We start from the raw sequence: 24,175 nt of genomic DNA on the forward strand, positions 1-24,175 counted from the left end.
CTACTATATCGGTTAAAGCCTAAATTTTAAAAAAATCTCGTGGGTCCCATTATTCGTAGTTGCCAAAGCCGATTCAAGAGAAGCCTCGTAACCGTAACCGATATAAATATCATTGGCTAGATTAATAAGGAAATAACCAGCTAAACCCTCGCTCCAACGGTAAGCTGCTCCGAATTCGAATATTTCGTTATAGTTGAGGGCCAAGGTCAAATCTATCGACAAAGGTGCGTTTTCCACGTAGCGAAGCATTGCCGAAGGCTTCAAAAGTAGTTTCTCGTCCAGTTGCATGTCGTACGCCCCCATTAGATACATATGTATTTTGTTGCTGCCCAACTTGGCCGAACTGCCTTCTTGTTCCAATCGCCGGTGTCTCAACACTTTTGGGATTGAAAACGATAAGGCGAGCTTTCTATTCTGAAAATAGATACCGGCACCCACATTAGGGGTAAATCCCCCATCAATATTCATCAATGAAGGGTCTGAATCGATACCGAAGGTTGTTAAACCAGCTGTATTGACATTATAGGAATTACCTGAGGCCTTCAATCCAAAGTAAATATTGCTAACGTCATCCCATTGCACCTTGTAAGAGAAATCAATTGCCAATGAAGTTTGAGTCTCGATAAAAGTCTTGTCGTTGACAATACTTACGCCAAGACCTACTTTCTTGCCCAAGAAAGTACTGGCCATTAAACTCTGGTTCTCCGGAGCGCCCTCTACCCCAGACCATTGACTCCTTATATTTGCTGCAAATTCCGTTCTCGCCTCAGCACCAGCATAGGCAGGATTCACAATGTTCATAGCGTATCTATATAAGATGTAGTTTGGATCCTGCTGAGCCTTAACGCCAGTAATAACTAAAAATAGTAGTATAACGAAATAAATATGGTTGGTCTTCATGTTAGTCCGGGAATCTTATTTTTAATAATTGATGAATATCCATCCGTCGATGGGTGTTGAACCATTTCTCAAGTTTACCACATAGTAATATGAGCCTGGAGGTAAATTCTCTGATTTGGAACCATACCTACCGCTCCAATCATTTCGGTATCCTATGGTTTTGAATACCTCATGGCCGTATCGGTTATAAACACTAACGACAGCATTAGGGTAATTTTCGATGCCTTTGATGACCCATGTATCGTTGATGCCATCACCATTGGGTGTAAAGGCTTCGGCCGACAAAACTGACCGTTTTTCACCAACTCTCGCATCATTATCATCTTGATCGGTATTAGCGCCTATGCCGTCACCATCAAAGTCTACACTTTCAGTCGCATCGTTCGGGAACGCATCTTCGTTATCGGGTACTCCATCTCCATCAGCATCTGCTGTGTCGTCGATGGTGTCGTTTGCATCGTTGATACCGTCGCCATCACTATCGTTACCGTTGTCTACTATACCATCTCCGTCAACATCTGCATCCTGACCGTCAGGGATGTCGTCACCGTCTGTATCGGAATTGTTGTCATCGGGATCCTGCGCATCGGAAAGACCGTCATTATCATCGTCGTCATCTTCATTGTCTCCCGCGCCGTCTCCATCGAAATCAGTATCTTCGTCTCCGTTCAAAGGAAAAGCGTCTTCCGTGTCCGGGGTTCCGTCATCGTCATCGTCGGTGTCTTGGATATCTGGAGTGCCATCGCCGTCAGTATCCAATTGGTCACTATCAGGGTCTTGGGAGTCCGGAATACCGTCTCCATCGTCATCGGTATCTTCATTGTCGCCTGTTCCGTCTCCGTCCGTATCCGTATCCTCGTTTTCATCCAATGGAAAAGCATCTTCCGAATCCGGGGTGCCGTCACCATCATCATCGGTATCGGCATTATCGCCAGTTCCGTCTCCGTCCGTATCCGTATCCTCATCTTCATCCAAAGGAAAAGCATCTTCCGAATCCGGGGTACCGTCACCGTCGTCATCGGTATCGGCATAGTCACCGGTTCCGTCTCCGTTTGTATCCGTATCCTCATCTTTATCTAGGGGGAAATCATCTTCAGTGTCAGGCGTTCCATCATTATCGTCGTCTAGGTCTTCATTGTCACCAGTACCGTCACCATCGGTGTCGGTATCCTCGTCTTCATCCAACGGAAAAGCATCTTCTGAATCTGGGGTACCATCACCGTCGTCATCGGTATCGGCATTGTTACCAGTTCCGTTTCCGTCCGTATCCGAATCCTCGTCTTCATCTAATGGAAAAGCATCTTCCGTATCCAGAGTGCCGTCACCGTCGTCATCGGTATCACAAACATCACCTTCACCATCACTATCGGTATCTACTTGATCCGCATTGGCAATTAAGATACAGTTATCTACCTCATCTAAAATGCCATCTAAATCAGTATCACAGTATTTACCGCTATCGGTAATGATCCAACCAAAGTCGGTTACCAAGCTACTTTTCGCAGTTTCTCCAGCACAATATTGGCTAGATCCTGCATCAAAAGCAATCGTAGTAGGAATATGTGTTTCACCGGAATCTAAAGTACTCCAACCATTCAACAGACTGTCATAGTTAGCTATAGACAAACCTGCATCGGTAAACATATCACCCATACTTGTCACACTACTAATATCCCAAGCCCCTAAATTCTGGTCAAACTGAGTAGCTTCCTTGAACATTTTAGCCATATTGGTGACTAAAGAAACCTCCCAACCGCTGATATCACTATTGAAATTATGGGTATCCTCAAACATGCTTTGCATATTGGTTACCTTGGCCACATTCCAACTACTAATATCTTGGTTAAAAGCAAAATTTCCATTGAACATATTGGCCATTGTGGTCACCTCTGATACATTCCAACCGCTAATATCTTGATTAAAAACGCGGGCAAGATTGAACATAAATGACATGTCTTTTACAGCAGATACATTCCAATTGCTCAGGTCTTGGTTAAAATTTACGGCACTTCTAAACATATTGGTCATGTTGGTTACCGCAGCAACCGTCCAACCACCTATGTCTTGGTTAAAACTAGTTGCCCCAAAGAACATATTAGACATACTCTTTACTGCCGTTACATTCCAAGTGCTCAGGTCTGTATTAAAATCATTTGCCAAGTGGAACATATGTGCCATGGTTGTAACAGCCGAAACATTCCAACTACTAATATCTCCATTAAAGTTACGGGCGAGCCAAAACATATAAGACATATCTGTAACCTTGGACACATCCCAAGCATTAAGGTCTTGGTTAAAATTGGTAGCCCCTGTGAACATATAAGACATATCTGTAACATTAGACAAATCTGGAACATCACTTGTATTACCTTGAAGGTTAGCACAACCATAGAAGGCATTATTCATACTTGTCCACGCTATATTTCCCCACTGTTCTATAGACAATAATTTATCACTATCATCATTGCTTCCAGAAAAATAGATTCTAGAAAAATCACCTTTCAGTTGAACCGTGTAGGTGCCAGCTGTTCCATAGTCATGGGTAGCCACGCCAGATAGGCCAAACTCGTCAAAAATTCCATCACCATCCCAATCTACATCATAACTATGGCCACTGCCTTGTATAGGGATGTTTATAGAGGTGCTATTGGAAGTCCCATCATTATCGGTTTTCCAGGTGGTAACAAAAGCGTCGTCATGTAAGCCGTCGTTATTTACATCTGTATTGATTACAGTTACCACAGCGGTTTCAGAATCAGAATTACCATTTACATCTGTAACAGTTAGTGTTACTGTATTTTCACCGGTATCACTAGCCGTAAAATTTTGTTTGTCTAAGGTCATGGTATCAATACCACAGTTATCCGTTGAGTTGTTATTGATTTCTGCCGCAGTGATGGTTGCCTCCCCATTGTGATCTAGGGTAACCGAAATATTCTGGGTTACCACAATAGGATCATAAGTATCTGCCACGGTAATAATTTGTGATTCGTTTACCTCATTTCCTTCCGCATCCGTAGCGGTCCAAACAATGGTATTTTCACCTAGGTTCAGGGTTGAACCGTCTAGCGTATTGCTCCCTGTTTGGTACTCTTGAACTATGGCATGAGCTCCAATACTTATTTGAATATCATCCCATGAAGCTGAATTACCACCAGCGAATACCACTCTATTAGATCCTGATGAATAGTTAGAATTGAAAGTGAATGCGTGCGAAACATCAGTAACCAAATTGGTCATGGTTACGTTCACAGTAGCCCCGTAATCTATAATTTCAAACCGAACTGCATTTGTATAAAAGGCGTTTCCTGGGCGTGGAGACAGGTCAAAACCTGTTGAGTTTCCTGTTTGGCCATTATTAAAATTATGGATACGCAGGTTTAACCCTACTGGCTCTGCATTGAATTGCCCTGAAGGCTGTTCACCGGTACTTCTTGTCCCTACAAATGCAATTGCCTCACCACTAGAAAAACGCAGCGTTGCAGAAACATATAAGGGATTTTCCAGGCTAGGCACAAACTCTGCTACAGTTCTAAGTGTTCCTCGGCTACTGGTATCACTTTTATAGGTGCCATCTACTACAGAACCTGTATTGGTGCCGAGTTCAAAATTATTGGCATCCCAGCTACCCGAGTTAAAATCTTCCGAAACCAGATTAGGATTTGGCGCTAATTCTTGGAGGGAATACGTTAACGAAGCCAAACTACCGCTATTATCGGTTGCGGTGCTCGGATCAAACTCGGTTCCATCTACGGTATACACACAATTGGCTACACCGGTAGCTCTGTTGGCATCACCCGTAAGGACTAGAACAGGGTCTATTTCATCACCATCTGTTAGGGTTACGGCTACTGTTTGATTGTCTAGGGTATCATAGGCATCATCTGAATCTGCATCGTTTACCGCGATGGTAATCGTAGCAGTATCATTTCCGATGTCATTGTCGTCAACACCAGTTATTGTAATGGTTTGTGGTACACTCCAGTTAGCAGCAGTAAAGGTCAATTGTGCTGGTGAAACTGTTGCCTCTGCGATAGCATCACTTGAGATATCAAAGACTACGTCGCTTATTGGTTCACTGTCCAATACGACCGTAAAGGTTGCCGTTCCAGCATACTCCGCAACGGTCAAAGCTGTTTCACTTAGCGTATACCCTGTGGTATCATCATCGGTGACCGTTATAACCACAGTCTGATCGTCTAGTGCATCATAAGGATTATCCGAATTATCGTCGTCTACGGCAATAGTAATTGTCGCAGAATCATCACGGTCAAAAGCATCGTTAACTCCTGTTACGGTTACAGTCTGTGGTGTATTCCAATTGGCAGTTGTAAACGTTAACTGTCCTATATTAACTGTGGCTTCGTCCGTATCTTCACTTGAAACATCAAATACCACATCGCTGGATGGCTCCGTATCCAGTACTACCGTAAAAGTAGCAGTGCCTCCATTTTCGTCTAATGTTAATGTTGTTTCGCTTAAGCTGAAGCTGTCGGCAATAAACGTAAACCCATTGGCCGTTGCCGTACCGCCCGCCGTCGTAACCGTAACATTTCCTGTTGCCCCCGTACCACTAACCGCGGTAATCTGGGTAGCGGAATCTATGGTATAGGAGGTAACATCTATGCCTCCAAGAGTTACTTGGGTAGCGCCTTCAAAATTGGTTCCGGTAATAACAACGGTGTCTTCTTCTCCTGCTTCAGTAGGGGTAAAAGAAGCAATCGTTGGCTCAGGAAGTGCTGTTACTTCCTCAATCTCTAAAGCGGTCAAGGCACGGTCAATAATGACCATATCATCAATACATCCTTCAAAATATTCCCAAGTGGTGTTGGCCGGTGTATTATAGGCTTGTGAATAAGATAACCCTAACTGATTATAATTCATTGATAAATGCACAACAGCGTCACCACTTTTACTCGCTTCTAAATTTCCATCCAAATAGATTGCTACGGTATTGGTGTCTGCTACAAAATCTACTTGATGCCAATTGCCATCATTTACAACATTAGCAGAAATAGCCTGAATAGCACCGCCTGTACCGGTCCAAAGCGTTCCTTTTAATTTTCCGTCAGAAGTAATTAATAAAATGGGAATCCACTCCGATGGTGAACCACTTAGCGATTCGACATTTTGATAGCCCAAAATACTTCCTGTTCCTGTTGTTTTAAAACGAAGGGAAATTGTAAATTCAGATAAGCTACTAATTAAATTATCCGGAAGTTTAACATACCCAGGGCCATTGTCAAAACAAATGGCTTGCCCTTGAGCACCCGTATCATAAGTGACTGCGTTAATTGCTGTTCCATCGTAGTCATTATCGGTCGCATCCAAGGCATCGTTCTCAAAATCATATTGAGCTACTTTGTAAATAAAACCAACTTCTGTATCGCTACCTTGTGCATTGGTAACGGTAATTGCACCTGATGCACCTGTATCTACCACAGCAGTAATTTCAGTACCTGATACCACCGTAAAGCTAGATGCTTGAGTGTCGCCGAATGCTACTGCAGTTGCTCCTGAAAATCCATTTCCAATTATGGTCACCGTTTCTCCTTTGCCCGCCAGTTTTGGTTCAAAAGACAATATGGTAGGCGTCGTATTGTTCGTGTGCAAGGTGAGATAATCACCATCTTCCAAACTAACTCCGCTTATTTCTCCATTGGCATCTAAAGTACCTAAGGAACTAGCTCCGGCCGAAAAATCGCCGTCACTATCTTTTAGTAGTTCCCAGGTTTCATCAAAGCCATCAAATTTTAGGTTGATGTTTTGCGTAAAATTGGCTGTTTTATCTACTTTCCATTCTCTAGTAATACGCGCCCCAAAAGCGGTAGCATCAATTTCTGTAGTTTGTGTTGTAATGGCTCCGTTATTATTGGCCAAAAACATAAATTGTTTGTCATTCGTATGCACAGTGGTACGACTAGCATCTGTATTAGCTACCGTAAAATCAGCGTCTAAAGCTGCAATTAGAATTGCATCCGTATTCATAGAGGTGGCTACTTTTTGGTTTAGACCGCTCGCATCATCTCGGCCTATACCGAATATAGCCGTAGCATAGCCCACATTATTTGTTGCCGACCAGATAGTGGCGCCATTCGAGGCCAGGTAATCATTCGAGGCAGTTTGATCAAGGGCAATGCCGTACTTAAGGGCCAAATAACTATCTATTTTCTGTTGTTCAGCTCCTGTTATATCAGCATCATAGACAATGACTTCTGCAATGTTTCCTGTCCAGAACTGTCCGGTTATTAATGCCATATCTGCTCCAATACGCATTCGCGTATTTACCGTGTTCCAAGTTGGAGGTGCACCATCAGCATCGGATACTAGTGTTGCCCCATCGGCCTGTAAGTACGTTGTAGAAACACCGTCATATCCCCCACCTATAATATGCGGAACATCTAACTCCCAAAAAGTAGTACTTGTAACATCGTTTACTGCGCCCCAGCTACCATATATCAAACTATTGTTAGTAGACGAACCAGCAAAAACATTTGCTTGGCCATCTGTTTCTATACCATGCCCAAATGGCACGTGATTACTTGTAAATGCAGCTGTTTGAGTAGCTACTACACGCATTAATCGTGCATTAGACCCTGAAGGCATACCCGTAATACTCAAAGCATCCATAGCCTGTGTGCCATCAAAATACGATTGTGGGTTAAAATTTATTGAATTATCTAAATAGATTGGTTTTTCCGGATTTGTTTGGGTGAAATGATTGTTGTTGGAAGATTGGTCATTCCATAGTACTATTTCGTCATTATTTGCCGCATTTGTAGATCCCAAATCTGAGAAAACTTGTTGATCGGAACTGATCCAAAGAGCAATTCCATTAGTAACACCACCTGGTGCTTTTTGAAATTTTGCCAAAGTAAATACGGTTCCATCTGCAGGAGGATTAGGTGTTGTTAATTCGCCATCGGCATTTAAAGATCCAACAATTTCCACGTTTGAACTAAAATCTCCGTCTACCGTGGCTATCACCGTCCAAGTTTCATCAAAACCTTCAAATTTCACACTTACACTTTGATTGAAGTTAGTTGCATCTATTTTCCATTCACGTGCCAACCGTAGGTTAAGACCCGACGCGGCATCTAATATTTCTGTATTTTGTGTGGTTGTGGTGGCCCCATTATGAGCAACCATTACAAATTGTTTGTCATTGGTATGCGTCGTAGTACGACTTACATCACCATTTTCAGACGTAAAATCAGCATCCAAGGCAATTGTGAGAATAGCATCTTGGTTGACGGATTTTGATACCTTTTGATCCAAACCAGAATCATCGTCTCGGCCGATACCTAATATATTGTTTGTATATCCGGTATTTCCAGATGCATCCCAGATGACAGTGGTTCCATCAGATGCTATATAATCCGTAGCAATAATCTGATCTAATGAAAGGCCATATTTTAGGGCCAAATAAGAATTTACTTGTTGTTGTTCGGTCGTTGAGAGTTTACGATCGAACATGATTATTTCCCCAATGGCTCCTTCCAAATGATTATCACCATCTTGAGCCTGGGTTCCATCTGCATCAAGACCGATCAATATAGATCCATTACCAGGCAGGGTGGCCATAGCTGTGGAAGTTGCTATTTCTTTATCATTTACATAAAGTTCCGTAGAGGAGGAATTACCAGTGAAACCAAACAAATTAGGCAGGTCATTGTTTAAAATATCATTCGTAACCTCAATTGTCAAACCTCCTGTTAGCGCTACATGAAACCCATAGTCGTCAGGGTAGGCAAAAAGGGCAAAATCGTTTCCGCCAGTAGCGCCATAGTGCCAAATGGCGTTACTTTCGCTAGTGGTGTTTGCCAATACCTGTTGTACAGAGAAAGCCGTGGTTTCTGAAAAATTGAAATTCGCTGCATTTAAAGCAGTAGCAAGACCATTATCTACCCCATCAAATACGATGGCCGGATTGAAATTTGTATGGTTTGCCAAAAAAGTAGGTGCGGAGTCTGAATCTGGGCCTTGGACCAGATTGGAATTTAGGACCAAAACATTCGTCGATTGATCCAGCCACTCCGCATCGGTTATAGAGTTATAGGTAAAACCAGTATCTGCTTTGAGCCAAAGTTCTAGACCCGTCGAGACCCCACCAGGGGATTGTGCTACTAGCGTTTGAAAACTACTAATTAGTACTAGTAAAAAAATGAATCTAAGAAAGGATAATTTTTTTGTTAACAGTATGGTGAAGATCATGTGCCCCGTAAGAATTAAAATTAATCTATAACCACAAAAATCAACGTTTTACGTAGTACAATTCTTATTTTTGTTGCGTAACACCTTGTTCTTGTTGTTAAACATCGGATATCAGGTAGAAGATTATCGACGAAATACCGCTTTTTCTAAGAATTGGTCTAGTATTGGGGATAATGTGCTGAAGAATTCTTGTAGAATGAATTTCTTTCTTCCACCATAAATCAATTATTTTAAATAGGGTGAATGTGAAATAATACAAGAGCGAAAATCAATGAATCAAACCACCACGGTTGTTAGTGATTTGCAAGGCTTATCATCAAATTTGATAAGATTATCTCAAAAATTGTTTTACTTGCTTTCTCCTAAAAATAGCGTCGAAATGATTTACATGTTCTAAAACTTTGTAGCTACATCATTAAGCCCATAAGACCCTTCAAAACTCATAAAGCTATACTCGTAAATATTGCCTATAAGTTTAAAAAATAAGATAGCAAATTCTGATTTATATAAACAGAACTTCAGAGGCACGCCCTTCTCCCCTATTTCATTAAGAGGATCAATAATCTTTGTCAACCTAGAAAGAACCTCGATTTCATATTCCAAATGTCTCTTAAATATGATGGCTGAGTGGCTATAAAAGCTAAAATAAATTAATTTTTTGGATAGCTTATAAACAGGGAAGTCCGCAGTACAGAAAATTATACAACATAAACACTTTTCATTCAACTAATTGTCATATAGTTAGTTAAAATCATTTCTTATTGATGTATTGTTGTAAAAAAAAGGAGAGACAATTTTAGTAAACAGATTTCCTGAAAGTCATGCAGAAATCTTTTTCACCACATAAATTGACCAATATGATTATTAGAAATACCAATAGAAACCTAGTTCGTTTTCTATCAATTTTGCTTGTAGCAAAATAACAATTGCCAGAAGAATTCCTTATTTATTTAATAATAATACAAATTATTAACTATTAGTTAACAAATAATTTATATTTTTAAGAAAATTTACCTGTACATTACCTCGGTAAAAAAATCGGGAAATGCTGATACATTTCCCGAAAACATAAAAAGCGATCAAAACCAATGTCTAACCACCTTAAGCACTACAAAGTAATGAAAAAACTTCCATAAACTCTCGGGTTAGCCGCCCTTTTCTGGTTAATTCAATTTTTAAAACCACCATTTTCAGCTTTCATTCCTGAATTTTCAGCGTGATTTATCACGATTGAATAGTTGTGAATTTGAGTATGAAAATGAAACGGCTATTACCACCAATTGTAATCAAACAGTTTTACTTTTTTGAACAAAAGTTAAACCGTCTTCTATAGTTTTAAATCCTATAGAACAATTTCTTAATACTAGATCAGCAATACTTTATTTCTAGGAAATATGAGTTTAGAACACTCATTTAGCATCAGTACCGTATATGCTTTTTCATATATACGCCAATTCAGAAATAGATAGAATAATCAACTTAATAATTTTAATGGAAATGAAAATTAAAACAAAATTTAGACCGATGGCCAGGGCAGGAAGTTTATTCTTGTTCGCCATGTTCTTTGCGTCAGGAATTCAAATCACTTTTGCCAATGCGAACGTCGTGAATACAACTTTAGCAACTGATAATCAATCGACTACTGTTACAGGTGTTGTAAGTGATGACAATGGAGTACCGCTACCAGGTGCAAGTGTGGTTGTCAAGGGCACTACCACGGGGACAGTTACCGATTTTGACGGTAATTATTCCATTGAAGTAGATTCCGACGGAATATTGGTTTTTAGCTATATAGGTTACAAAACTGTTGAAGTGGTTGTAGATGGAAAGTCCATTATTAACACGACCCTACCCATCGATGCTACCCAGTTGGATGATGTGGTGGTGGTGGGTTATGGTACCCAGAAAAAAAGTGAGGTAACTTCTTCCATCTCCCAGATAAACGGAAAAGATTTCCAAACATCAACAGCTTCCAATGCAGCGATGGCATTGCAGGGCCGGGCCTCGGGGGTTGAATTCGTGAATTCTGGAACACCGGGAAGTACACCTAGTATTAGGATAAGAGGAATTGGAACAATTAATAACTCTCAACCTCTTATCGTTTTGGATGGGGTGCCTGTATCTTCTGACATGTTATCGCAACTGGCTTCATCAGAAATACAATCTGTGGAGATATTGAAAGATGCAGCATCAGGTGCCATATACGGTACCCGTGCAGCCAACGGTGTTGTTTTAATTACTACCAACAATGCTAGGTTCAACGAGAAAACAACGGTTAGGCTTAATGCCTCCACTGGTTTTAACAGCATAATAAAGAAATATCCGGTCACCAATGCCGAACAGCTTTACGAATTAAAACGTGAAAGATACGTAATGGACGGTCTTCCCATTGACCCAAATTCACCATGGGCAGATGAGTATTACAATCAGACCAGGACCGATTGGCAAGAAGAAATGTTCAGAGATGGTGTCTTTCAAGATTACAATATGAACATAAGCGGTGGTTCTGAAAAATCGACCATCAATGCTAATATCTTTTATAGGGATGAAGAAGGTACCCAGATTAATACCTACTTCAAACGTTTGGGAATTTCTTTAAGAGGTACCCAAAAAATATCCGATCGTTTTAGAATTGAAGAAAATATAAGAATAACCAACAACCACACCTTATTAACTCAGGATGATGGGGGAACGGGAACATCTCAAACTATTTATTCTTCCTATCGATTTATGCCGGCCATTCCAGTGCTTTACGAAGATGGAAGCTATGGTTCCGGAAAAGCGTCTACCCAACTAGGAGACATGTGGAACCCAGTATATAAGGCTAAAGAGGAGTGGCGACATCGGTATAAATTCAACACGCTTATAAGCATGAAAGCTGATTATGATTTTACCGATTCTTTAACGCTTACAGCGAGGGCTTCTTACCAAAAATCGACATCGAAATACGAAGCATTTCAAGACATCACCCCAGATCAGTCTAGAACGGAAAATCTACCCATTCTTAGAATCAACACCGATGAAACTACAGTCACTTTAGGTGAATTGTTTACAAGCTACAAAAAGACTTCAGGATTGCACAATATAGGTGCCGTGCTAGGGGTATCGGGACAAGTAGATAAAGGTCATTTCATTAATATGTCAGGAGAAGGCTTTGCTTCTGTAGACAAAAACCAATTGGTTATGGACAATGCTTCTATAATAAAAGGCGATGGCAATGATTATTTAGCCACAGGTTTGGCATCGGCCTTTGTAAGGGGAACCTATAGTTACAATAATAAATATTATTTATCAGGTATTTTTAGGGCAGATGGTTCTTCAAGATTTGCTGACGGCAATCGTTGGGGGTATTTCCCATCAATTTCTGGGGGATGGAGAATTTCCAATGAAAGCTTTTTAAAAGATGACCCAACAATTTCCAACATGAAACTGAACGTGGGTTGGGGACAGCTTGGTAATCAAAACGTGAGTGCATTCCAATATCTGAATGTGTACAATAAAGACACCGAGTATATTTTAAACGACACTAATTTGACAGGAACCCGATTGGCGTCTTTTGCCAATCCGGATATTACTTGGGAAACAACAAGTGCTTTAAATATCTTATTGGAACTAGGCCTGTTTAATAATAAATTCAATTTGGATGTAGCCTACTTCGACAGGTTAACTTCTGATATGTTGATTCCTTTACCAGGTTTAGGTACGGCAGGTTTGGTTGCAATACCGGATTCCAATATTGGGGAGATGCACAATTCAGGGTTTGAAATAGAGCCCTCCTATGCCGGCCAAGTAGGAGATTTGAATTTTGAATTGGGGGTGAATGCCACAATAATTAAAAACGAAGTCACCAAGCTTTATGGCTCTAGCAAATTTATTTCTGGAGGAGAGCAAACTAGAACTTATGAAGGGGAGCCAATTAGTTCATTTTATGGCTGGAAAACCGATGGCATATATCAAAACCAATCGGAAATAGACAATGACCCCAATATTTCAAACGACACCCGAAGAACTGATATTACACCAGGTGATGTTCGCTTTGTCGACACCAATGGCGATAACATTGTCGATGAACAGGATAGGGTACATATAGGAGATGCAAACCCGAGTCTACTTCTGGGCTTTCATGCCGATCTTAATTACAAAGGCTTTGACTTTTCAGCCGTATTCAGTGGTGCATTTGGGCATGATTTGTACGATGCTATGATGATGCGGGGAATTGACCCGACACAAAGTGCCAACATGGATGCCGTAGCCTACCAAAGATGGACGGGCGAAGGAACCTCCAATACCTACCCTCGAATGTCGACCATTCGCGCAAATGACAATTACAGAGTTTCCGAATTGGGCCTGAAGAGCGGCAACTATCTTAGAATGAAAGATGTGGTATTAGGTTATACAATACCTGAGACCATAACAGAACAAATAGGTGTGAGTAATATGAAGTTTTATATTTCAGGGCGTAACTTATTGACCTTTACTAAATTTGATGGAGTAGATCCTGAAGAAAGTGGAACTGGTAATTTGGCACGCGGTGTAATTTATAATAATTATCCTCAGTCTAAAAGTGTTGTTCTTGGGGCAAACATTACCTTTTAATTTTAAAGCTATATAACGATGAGAAACTATATAATTATATTATTCGCAATCATCATTTGCACTTCATGTGATGATATATTGGAACAAGATTTAGTCGGTAAGCGAACTGATCAAGATTATTGGAGCACCGAAGCCGATATGGTAGATGCATTGGCAGGTGCATACGGGCAATGGGCCACAAGGGCTCTGGGCATGCATGATCTATTTTTTGACAATCAAGGTGATGACCATTGGAGAGCGGGTGATCATGCTGAAGATGAAGAGATCGAAACCTTCAATACCAATCCCTCCAACTATAAACTAAGGGACACCTACAAGTATAAATATGAGGTGATCAGTAGTGCCAATGGTATATTGATCAATGGTCCAAAAGTAAAGGATTTAGGGGCTATAGGTGATGCTTCTTATAATTCCATTATGGGCCAGGCTTATTTTTTACGCGCCTATGCTTATTACCGGTTATACCTTATACACGGTCAAGTACCTATAATTACCGAAGAAAATGTATTAATCAATGAATATAATATACCAAAATGTGAGTCTCCAGAAATATTGAGCGATTTCATATTATCCGATTTAGAAAAGGCCGTTGACCTTCTTCCTATGAAGAATGTGGCGGGCAGTGTTGGCAAAGGTGCCGCTTGGGCGGTAATGACTTCCATTTATATGCATAGGGCCACAGAATATAATAATACTGAATTTTTGAACAAGGCAATTACCGCTGGTCAAAATGTAGTTGACAATTATCCTTTAGCAGATGATTATCTGTCTCTTTTTCGTGAAGGCAATCAATATTTAGAGGAGAATCTTTTTATTATGATGAACGATATGGAGTGGATCAACCAAAGTATAATGTCAAAACACAGAGGTCCTAGACCTTGGGGAATGTATGGATTTCAAGAACCTTTGGATGATTTGGTAGATGAATTTGAAGAGGGAGATGTCCGAAAAAGTGTTACCATCATTTCAGATGGCGAATTCGCCTTTCAGGGTTCACTGGGTTTAGTTGAGCACACTTCCGATTTAACCAATACGGGCCATAGTTATTTTAAATATATGGATTGGACGGAATCCGGTAATTTTAATCATGGTCTAAATATTCCATTTTTAAGGGCAGCCGATACCTATTTGTTGGTGGCGGAAGCACAAATACGACTAAACGGTGCGGGTGCGGGTGACGCTCTGATCAATGCCGTTCGGCTTAGAACTGGTTTAGGGCCAGTTTCAGGAGCGGACATAAATGACTTGATCCATGAAACACGGGTAGAATTGGCCGGAGAGAATTTCCGCTACCAGAACCTGATTAGATGGGATAAGGCAGGCATTTACGATTTGGAAGAATTCTTGGCCAGACCTGAAAAAATGATTCCTAGTGATGTGGGGAGAAAAGTTTGGAATGGTCCCAAGAATTATTATCAGCCGTTATATCAAACTGACATTGATAATTCGGATGGTGTACTCGTACAAAATCCAGATTGGGTCAATTAAAGAACTTAGATTAGTCAAGAGTAATTGATTGTTCTTTTACTCTTGACTAATATATTTTGTTACAACAAAATGGCTATCCTAATGGACTTGTAGGTACCTTATTTTAATATAAGATTTCTACAAAAATAATATAGGACTGAGTTCCACCCATTAAACCAGACAGAATAAAACTTTAGAATTTTAAATATATGATTGAACCAAGTGTAAATTAAAACAATTTGTGATAATGAGATTTTCCGGTTTACTATTGCTCTTTCTATTAATTGTATTTCATGGTTGCACACCGATTAAAAAGACAATTGAAAAGCCAAAACTGGCCATCATTAGTTTTGTATTTGATGATTTGAACACAACGGATTCGGTTGTTAAATCTATTTTTGATGCGTTTAATTTTAAACCCTCATTTGCCCTTACTACCAATAGGCTAAGCTCAAGAACTGCATCGCTCTACAAATCTTATTCCGACGAAGGTATCAGTATTTTATCGCATTCGCACTCCCATATTAAGATGCAAGATCCCGCCTCAGTAAACAAGGATACCCTACTCCACGAAATTAAAGTATCAAAACAAATACTTGAAAGCTACGGCATACCGGTTCTTGGTTTTGTTACCCCCAATTCGTACATGCATCCTGATTTTTTACCGTTGTTAAAATCGGATTACACTTATGCTTTTACCAACAACAACGATGACAATTATGACAATTCGGTTCAAAAGCATCAGCTTTCACGTTATGGTATTGAAAGTAATATTTCAAAATCGGACCATAACATAGACACCATTAAAGCACGTATAGATAAAGCTATCATTAATAAGGAATTGTTAGTACTGTATGGTCATGCATTACCCTCCAATTATATGGATGATTTTGACAAACCAAGGGTAAATGAAAATGACTTAAGAGCTATTCTTACTTATTTAAAAACAAAGTCTAGTAACCACGAATGCCTCGTTTTGACCTCGGATTTAGCGATACAGGCGTATTATCGGCAAGGATTTAATTAAAAAAGGTTATCCCATAAAGTACGCAATTAGAAAATGGAAGTTTACCCTAACATCTTAGCAATTTTCTAATAACTAATATCGTACTCGCCATAATTATTTGAGACAGACAAACCACCTATTTTCTCTCTCCCAAAGCTCTGGTCTCCAACGCGATATAATCGACCAAACTTACCATAGCATACTGTCATCTCTCCACCTTAAAGATTGAATAATTGTTTGGTGTAGGTCAACAAGTGAATTGATTTTATTGAGCATCTCAGCATATCAGCTGCAATCCACTCTCATCATTCTTTTATGGATAATGCAAAAAATAAGGAATAACACAATTACCATTCAAATTTTAACCCAAAATACTTACAGATAAAATAATATTTGGCAATTAATATTATATTTATTATAATTGTCCTACAAATAGAATTGGTACTAATTGACCATATAAAAAAGAGATGATTTGTAGCCATATGCAGTTCTATTTTGTTCCCAAGTGCATCAATTCAGTCTAATCTTAAATATTAATTCCAAATTCAATTCTTTCAACCTTAAAACGCAATTATGAAAAAAAACAATCCTAAAAGGAAGGAATGGTTCTTCTGGAGAATATCTTCAAGGAAACTTATTTTTGGTATTTTCGGCGTACTATTTTTCACGCTTCCTTTTGATGCAATCGGCCAAGATGAAATCACCGTTCAAGGGTTGGTTACGGGTACGTCTGGTGAAGTTTTACCGGGAGTAAATATTATAGTTAAAGGTACCAGTAAGGGCACGATGTCCGATTTCGACGGAAACTACAGCATCGATGTAAGGCCAGATGCTGTTCTGGTTTATTCATACGTGGGCTACGAAAGCCAAGAGGTAGCTGTAGAAAATAGAACTACTATCAATACGGTGCTTTCTGAATCGGCCTTTGGACTGGATGAAGTAATCGCTATAGGATACAGCACTCAATCAAGGGCAAAAGTTACCAGTTCTATTTCAAAAGTCGGTGATGAAGAATTAAGAAACATCCCCTCGGTCAGTCCCGCACAGGCTCTTCAAGGAAAAATGGCCGGTGTGTCAGTACCAGTGTTAACAGGCCAACCAGGAGAAAATCCAAATATAGTTATTAGGGGCGGCACAACTTATAGCCCATATGCTACAACTGAAACGGGGGGCGGACGCCAAGCAAGTGATCCTTTATATGTTATTGACGGTGTATTTCGCAGCATCGGTGATGTCAACCCTGACGACATAGAATCCATTCAGGTAATGAAAGACGCCGCATCTACCGCAATTTACGGGGCCAGAGGCGCCAATGGGGTTATCATCGTCAAAACAAAAACCGGTAATTCAGGTTCGAAACCAAAAGTTACTTTCAGGTATCAGCACGGTATCGAAACCCAAGCCCGTAATTTCGAATATTTAAGTGCAAGGCAATATATTAACACCTTTAGACCTGCCAAATTGAGAGGCATAGATAATTACGACCCTCAGGTCTTTCTTCAATCCGCAGGTTCGACCGGAGTACCCACATTCAATAATCCAGGAGAATATGGTGAATTCAAATTTACAACTGCGTCTCTCACTAATTTAATTGATGTAGAAGGGCAAGCTTATGTCGATAATTTATTGGCAAACGGATGGGAAACCATGCCTGATCCCGTTGACCCAGCTACAACCCTCATTTTTAAAGACAGTCATTATCAAGATGTCGTCTGGAATACGGCCAACACCAGCAATTACAATCTTGGAGTTAGCGGGGGATCGGAAAGTGTAGATTATAATGTGTCATTGGGTTATGTCAATCAAGGTGGTGTGTTCCTAGGAACCAGTTACGAACGATTCAGTGGTTTGGCCAATATTGGATTAAAAGTAACCGATAAATTGCGATTGAATTTAAATACGACCTACTTATGGAATGACAATCAAAATTCTCAAAGTACCCAAAATGACATTACAAGGGGAACGAGAATACCACCCTTAAACAGATTATATAATGACGATGGCACTCCGAACCTAGGAGAAAGTAATAACCCTAGAAACAGATTGCACCAATTATACTATCAAGATTATAACAGAAACACCAACCAGTTTGTAGTGCGTCTATCCGCAGACTATACCATTTTTCCAGGGTTGTCTTATCGACCTTCCGTATCGCTGAACACTGATCTCTATACGAGGATGGATTTCGAGAAATTTTTCCCACAACAAAGTAGTCCCCGCTCTAAATACCAAAGAATCGATGATAGAAAGCAATTGATGACGGATCATATTTTCCAATTTGATAAAAATATTGGGAACAAGCATCATTTTATGGCATTGGCCGGGTTCAACTATACTCGAAATAAATTGTTTAGGGTCATTGGTACATCCCAACGTTCTGCCACGGATATAATTACCACAATAACCGGAGATCCCGTAAGTACGACATTACCTGGTGGAGTTGTTTCTCCAAACATGAGCTCTTCATCGCTTTTTGACGTGGAAAAAAGCGCCAGTTATTTTGGCCAATTTAGCTATGATCTAAGTGCCAAATATCTATTTTCCGCTTCCATTAGACGTGACGGTTTTTCCAATTTTGCCCCAGAGAACAGATGGGCTTTGTTTCCATCGGTATCTGCCGGATGGGTCGTTAGCAAAGAGAATTTTTGGCAGGTTGATTGGATGAACAATTTAAAAATTAGATATAGTTGGGGAGAAACGGGCTTGTCCAATCTCTCAACAAGTGACACCTATGGCCAGTATTCAACTACGACCTATGCGACCAATTCGGCCATTTATAGGAACAACCTTCCCAATCCAAATTTATTATGGGAAACCACCTCGGCTTTTGATACCGGTATCGATGTCGGCCTTTTCGGTAATAGGTTAAGTATTGTTTTCGATTATTACAACAAGCTAACATCAAACAGATTGGAATCTCTTCCATTACCGGCCGAAACGGGTTTCAGCAGTATAAAATATAATGTAGGGTCATTGCGAAATAGCGGTGTCGAATTGGAGCTAGGCGGCTTTATTGTTGATAACCCAGACTTTTCATGGCACTCTAATTTCACTTTTGCCTATAACAAATCTGAAATAGTCGATTTACCAGAGAACACGAGAGATAAAAACAGAATTGGAGGCGGGGTGGCTTATGACCCCAATCTCGGCAAGGAAGTTGAAATTGGCGGCTTCGCAGAAGGTGAAAGACCATTAGGCCTCTGGGCTTGGAAATCGAATGGTATTTTCGCTACAGATGAAGAAGCTGCTGCTAGTCCGATAAAAGATTTGATGGCCATTGGAGCTCTGCAAGATCAGCCTCGCCATGGTGGTGATGTAGATTGGGCCGATTTAAATGGAGACAATGTAATAGATGGTAAGGATATCGTATTCATGGGTTACAGAACACCTGACAAGATAGGGGGTTTCCAAAATACGATTCGCTATAAAGGTTTTAGTCTTCGCGTTAATATGGATTATGCAATGGGCCACGTAATCAACAATGGTTCTCTTGCAAGAGGGTTGGGCCAAGGTAGGTCTTACAATGAGGGGGCACCTGTAGAGGCGATAGGTAACGAAATTTGGCAAGAGCAAGGAGATGTCGGAAAAAAATATCCTAGAATTGCCTTTGGTGATTGGGATGTAGGAAGAAGAAATCATTTACGATTTCTTGGAAACCTGACGGGCTATTCAAATACAGGGCTTTCGAGTGGCTATGGTGTGGATAATTCAATATACTATTCAAAAGGAGATTTTTTAGCATTTAGAGAAGTTTCCCTATCATATAACTTCCCGACCGAATGGTGTAACGCTTTAAAAATCAGCAACCTTGTACTTAACGGTGGAGTATATAACATAGGATACCTAACAGCCTATGATGGATATAACCCAGAAGTATATACAGGATATGATGGCGGTGCCTATCCGCGCCCTAGACAATTTACTTTTGGAGCAACATTAACTTTTTAATTAATACCAGTTAAAACAAAACGATGATGGAAACGAAATATTTAAAATACATACTGGTCATTTGGGCTCTGGGAATTACTCTCTCATGTGAAGATATGTTAGATACAGAAATCAAATCCTCCATTACAGGGCAGAATTACTGGAAAACAGAAAATGATTTTGTGCCTTATCTTTTTTCTATTTATCAAAGAAATCGATCCATGATGGCCGATAATATGATTCGTATTGGAGAGGAACGGGGTGAAATGTGGGAAGAAGGATACAATAATAGGTTTCAGTTCTGGGACCAGAATCTAACCCCTGGTACGACATACGATTGGACCGCATTTTATGGCACCATTGGTCATTGTAACTTACTTTTGGAGCAAATTGAAAATTTTGATTTTTCAAATCAAACCCTTAAAAACCGTGTCAAAGCTGAAACTTTAGCACTTAGGGCAAATACTTATTTTTTTCTTGCAAGAGTTTGGGGTGATGTTCCTATTGTTCTAAATTCAGTTGAAGACGAAAATGCACCCTTGTACCCGAGGTCTCCAGTAGCCGAAGTTTTTAATCAAATCAATACAGACATAGGTACGGCATTAGAATTATTTCCAGAAAACGGATACCAAGATAAATATAGATTTTCAAAGCCCGCGGTATACGCACTTCAGGCTGACGTTAAAATGTGGACTGGCAAAGTTCTAGGAGGGGGAAATACAGATTTTGATGCGGCCATTAAAGCTATTCAGCAAGTAGAGGCTTCAGGTGTTGTTTTGTTGGATGACTATGGAAGTATTTTCGACACGGATAAAAATGAAGAAATAATACTTAGTATCTATTGCGATAGATACGAATATACAAGCCCAAGAATCAATGAAGCTTTTCTCCGTTTTGACACCAGTAATGGCGCCGATAATATAGATGAGCTCCCCATTAGGTTGGCTGCCCAACAGGCGTATGCCGTCGCCCCCAGATTATTGGAACTATTTGAAGAGTACCCAACGGATAAGCGTATTGAAAGAACCTATATACCAGAACTCTATGAGGGAGTTCCCAGAAAATATTGGGCGAATAAGTATAGAGGAACACAATATAGTGATGACCGAACACCCGATAGCGATATAATCGTCTATAGATTATCGGGTCTACTGCTTTTAAAGGCGGAAGCCTACCTGGCAATGGACAATCTAGAAGATGCTCGAATCGAGTTGAATAGGGTTCGAACTAGAGCGGGCTTACCAGATGTAACTGAAACCGATAAAACCTTGCTCGCTATGGAAATTTTAGATGAAAGAGGTCGAGAATTATTCCATGAAGGTAAGCGTTGGCTAGATTTGAGGAGAGCACATTCATCTGGGCTGATAAATGTTTATGAATTCGTTCCAAACCTTTTAGGAAAAAGCACACCCCTATATTGGCCGGTCCACACGAATGTTCTAATAAAAAATGAGCTGCTTACAGACCCGGAATATCAATAAGGTCAATTGTTGACACGACTTTAAACAAACCACGATGAGGGTATACGCTCACATTTTAAGAACGGATATGCTATTGAGTATCCTATTCCTTGATTGTTATTAAAAAAAGAAGAAAAACAAGTACAGGATCAGCATGTGTCTTCCAAGAAGATCGTACCTCTTAAAATTTAGATTTTAAGCCACATAAATTTATTGAATAACTATGTTCAGACCAATCATCGCACTTCTACCTTCAATTTTTTTGATTGTTTCTTGTACGCATAGATATGGGCAGAAAGTTCATATCCTTGATTCAGAACTATCTAAAAACTATACCATACCTTTTCTAGACATTTCGAACGAAACAGAACGTCATGTAATAGTCGATCGGGATAGCACCAAATATTTTGGTCATCCTTCTACCCTATTAATGAACGATGGTCACACGATGTATTGTGCTTATTCATTAAACCATGGCGGCCCCCCACTCTTTTTGAAAAGAAGCAATGATGGGGGGCTGAGCTGGTCCGATTATTTACCAATCCCTGGAAACGCCAACATAGCGGATAATTGCCCATTTTTATTTTATCTACCGGATAGCCAAGGTGTAAACCGCTTACTTATGATGGTCGGCGGTGATGACGGCGAGGCCAATGGGATGTGGCAAGCATCGTCTTACGATGGCGGTCAAACATGGTCGAATTATAAAAATAATGGCCGTACAAGTGTTGTTGCAAGTCCGACAATAGTAGCGGTCGATAGTGATGGAAAACTTCTGATGTGGCACCACGCCTATGCTAACGCAGAAAGGAAAGCAGGAGACAGATTAGCACTCAGTGTTTACCAAAGTGAATCAATAGACGGCGGTGAAACATGGGGCAACACCCATCCCATTTGCGAAATTGAAAACGCATCACCTTGCGAACCCGCTGTTGTTGTTTCCCCTGATGGCAAAGAATTGGCGTGTTTAATGAGAGAGAATTCTCGACGCTTAAATTCAGTGGTCACCTTCTCAAAGGATGAAGGCGAAACTTGGATTGCCCCAAAAGAATTGACAGCTTCCCTAACAGGAGACAGACATCAACCAAAATACACTAAAGACAAAAAGTATTTATTGGTTACTTTTAGGGACATGGCCTTTGACAGCCCCACCAAAGGAGATTTCGTGCTATGGATCGGTACATACGATGATATTAAAAATGGTACTGAAGGTATCGGACGGGTCAAACTACTGAACCAGTATCCACCTAAAAATGACACAGGGTATTCTGGTTTAGAACTGCTACCAGATGGTACTTTTGTAGCAACCACTTATGTTAAGTACAAAGAAAAAGACAAATACAATTCGATTGTGAGTGTCAGATTTAAATTGGAAGATATATTGACCAGATTACAATAGGAAATTAGATAGCCGAAATTAAAACGAGCTTTCACATTGAGAAATTTCCAATAAAAAATACACCTATTAAATAAAACCTTATTATGAATTTACGATTTGTGACTGCGGCTACTTTGATTTTGGGTCTATCCGTTTCGTGTAGTAGTACCAAGAAAATAAACGGATGGCTAAATAAAAATGCAGAATTTGAAGTACAAAAAATTTTTGACGATGGGCGATTTCCAAATATTGTCGTTGCAAAGAATGGTAATGTTGTGGCTACGTGGGGAAGAGATGAAATAGTTTCTAAAATAAGTGAAGACGGAGGAAAAACATGGAAACCCGAAATTCTGATTGCCGAGAGCGGTATACATAGTGGCGGTACGACGGTTGATGACCAGACAGGCGATATTTTTGTTTTTCTTGAAGAAGGTCACCCACCGGCACCAATAAGCATTTATGTAAGTAAAAATAATGGCGACACTTGGGCGCGGCATAATGCAAAAATTACACCTGACAAAAATGGCAATATGCCCGCGATGCACATGAACGAACACGGAATAACCCTTAAAAGCGAAAAGTATGCCGGAAGAATATTACGCCCTTCACGGTATTATGGGAAAACCAACGAGCGAAGTGAATGGCCAGCTCATTACACCAATGCAATTTACAGTGATGACCATGGAAACAATTGGAAGACCAGTGATCCCTTTCCCGCAAACGGGACTGGTGAAGCGACCCTTGTAGAATTATCAGATGGCACGGTATATTACAATTCGCGCAGGCATCTGTCAACCGATGGATTAAATCCTCGCAGAAGGCATATTGCTAAAAGCTATGATGGCGGGGAGACATGGACAAATCTTTCAGTATCGGAAGAATTGCCCGATGGCGATCAATATAGAGATTATGGTTTGATGGCAGGTTTAACCCGAATTCCAATCGAAAATCATGACATTCTCCTTTTCAGCAATATAATTTCAGAAAAAGGGAGAAAAAACGGCCATGTATGGGTAAGTTTCGATGGAGGTAAAACATGGCCTGCTAAAAAACTTATCGATGCAGGCAGTTTTGGGTATTCTTCAATGATCGCTGGTAGAAACAACACAGAAAGCGAAGGGTTAATATATCTGTTTTACGAAAGCGATGACGGTGGTAAAATTGCTAAGTTCAATTTGCAATGGTTCTTAGATGGAAAAAATTTGTCTGATTTTCTAAAATAAGACT

At 40.2% G+C, this 24,175-nt stretch carries 9 protein-coding genes; 7 read left to right on the plus strand and 2 right to left on the minus strand.

What is annotated here, in order from left to right:
* Positions 1–12: 12 nt before the first annotated feature.
* The gene (locus tag BLS33_RS19320; protein ID WP_089893599.1) at positions 13–900 is read right to left on the minus strand and encodes a PorP/SprF family type IX secretion system membrane protein; all 888 of its coding nucleotides are present in this window, start codon (positions 898–900) and stop codon (positions 13–15) included.
* 21 nt (positions 901–921) lie between these two features.
* Positions 922–9,114: a BspA family leucine-rich repeat surface protein gene (locus BLS33_RS19325; RefSeq protein WP_089893601.1), complete on the minus strand. Its 8,193-nt coding sequence runs from the start codon at positions 9,112–9,114 to the stop codon at positions 922–924.
* 1,497 nt (positions 9,115–10,611) lie between these two features.
* Between BLS33_RS19325 and BLS33_RS19335 the strand changes: the two genes are divergently transcribed.
* From BLS33_RS19335 to BLS33_RS19365, 7 genes are all read left to right on the plus strand, one after another.
* Positions 10,612–13,710, plus strand: coding sequence for a SusC/RagA family TonB-linked outer membrane protein (locus BLS33_RS19335; RefSeq protein WP_176801456.1), 3,099 nt, complete (start codon positions 10,612–10,614; stop codon positions 13,708–13,710).
* Positions 13,711–13,728: 18 nt separating this feature from the next.
* Complete coding sequence (locus BLS33_RS19340; protein WP_089893609.1) at positions 13,729–15,198, plus strand: RagB/SusD family nutrient uptake outer membrane protein; 1,470 nt, start codon at positions 13,729–13,731, stop codon at positions 15,196–15,198.
* A 226-nt stretch (positions 15,199–15,424) separates the two neighbouring features.
* Positions 15,425–16,204, plus strand: coding sequence for a polysaccharide deacetylase family protein (locus tag BLS33_RS19345; RefSeq protein ID WP_089893612.1), 780 nt, complete (start codon positions 15,425–15,427; stop codon positions 16,202–16,204).
* Between the two features lie 552 nt (positions 16,205–16,756).
* Complete coding sequence (locus BLS33_RS19350; RefSeq protein ID WP_089893616.1) at positions 16,757–20,131, plus strand: SusC/RagA family TonB-linked outer membrane protein; 3,375 nt, start codon at positions 16,757–16,759, stop codon at positions 20,129–20,131.
* Between the two features lie 23 nt (positions 20,132–20,154).
* Positions 20,155–21,591, plus strand: coding sequence for a RagB/SusD family nutrient uptake outer membrane protein (locus tag BLS33_RS19355; RefSeq protein WP_089893618.1), 1,437 nt, complete (start codon positions 20,155–20,157; stop codon positions 21,589–21,591).
* Positions 21,592–21,793: 202 nt separating this feature from the next.
* Complete coding sequence (locus BLS33_RS19360; protein ID WP_089893620.1) at positions 21,794–22,969, plus strand: sialidase family protein; 1,176 nt, start codon at positions 21,794–21,796, stop codon at positions 22,967–22,969.
* Between the two features lie 83 nt (positions 22,970–23,052).
* Entirely contained in the window at positions 23,053–24,171 is a 1,119-nt protein-coding gene (locus tag BLS33_RS19365; protein WP_089893622.1) for a sialidase family protein, read from the plus strand.
* The last annotated feature ends 4 nt before the right edge of the window (positions 24,172–24,175 follow it).

This window comes from Kriegella aquimaris (assembly GCF_900103215.1).
Classification (GTDB): Bacteria; Bacteroidota; Bacteroidia; order Flavobacteriales; family Flavobacteriaceae; genus Kriegella; species Kriegella aquimaris.